Source organism: Aminobacter sp. P4_D5 (genome assembly GCF_056401815.1).
The window spans coordinates 1-866 of the sequence record NZ_JBFUIP010000515.1; the positions used below are offsets into that span (position 1 = coordinate 1).

Annotated in this window: 1 protein-coding gene; it reads left to right on the forward strand. The window is 69.1% G+C overall.

Annotation, left to right across the window (positions count from 1 at the left end; genetic code table 11):
• A partial coding sequence (locus AC1DWF_RS33190; RefSeq protein ID WP_476842754.1) for a zinc-binding alcohol dehydrogenase family protein occupies positions 1 to 817 on the forward strand: 817 nt, incomplete at its 5' end.
• Positions 818 to 866 lie beyond the last annotated feature (49 nt).

Below are 866 nucleotides of genomic sequence, written 5' to 3' on the forward strand. Positions count from 1 at the left end.
CTTCGATGCCGCCGGCGTGATCGTCGGGCGCGGCCTCGATGCGCACATCTTCGGCAAGGGCGAGGAAGTCTTCTATGCCGGCGTGATCAACCGCCCCGGCAGCAATGCCCAGTTCCAGCTCGTGGATGAGCGGATCGTCGGCCGCAAGCCGAAGAACCTGACCTTCGGCGAGGCGGCCTCCCTGCCGCTCACCACCATCACCGCCTGGGAGGCGCTGTTCGACCGCCTGCGCATCCCGCGCGGTGCCACCGGGGCCTCGGTGCTCATCATCGGCGGCGYCGGCGGCGTGGGCTCCATGGCGATCCAGCTCGCCCGCAAGCTGACCGGGCTGAACGTCGTCACGACGGCCTCCCGCCCCGAGACGCGCGCGTGGTGCGAGCAGATGGGCGCGCACCAGGTGCTCGACCATTCGGCCGATCTCGCGGCCCAGGCGAAGTCGCTGGGCCTGACCTTCCCCTGGATCTTCGCGACGACGCAGACGGCGAAGCACTGGCGCGCCATCTGCGAGATGGTGGCGCCGCAGGGCGCGGTCTGCGCCATCGACGACTTCATGGACATGGAGATCGGCCGGCTGAAGTCGAAGGCCGCCAGCTTCCATTGGGAGAGCATGTTCACCCGCGCCATCCACCAGACGCGTGACATGGTCGAGCAGCACAAGCTGCTGAACGAGCTGGCCGGGATGGTCGAGGCCGGGACGATCCGCCACACCATGACGAAGCAGCTCGGCCGCATCGACGCCGTGAACCTGCTGGAAGGCCATGCCCTGGTCGAGAGCGGGAAGATGATCGGCAAGGCCGTGGCGGAAGGCTGGGGCTGACCAGCCTGCCCGATTTGCCGGTCCAGGAGGCGCTGCCGGCCCTGCGCGC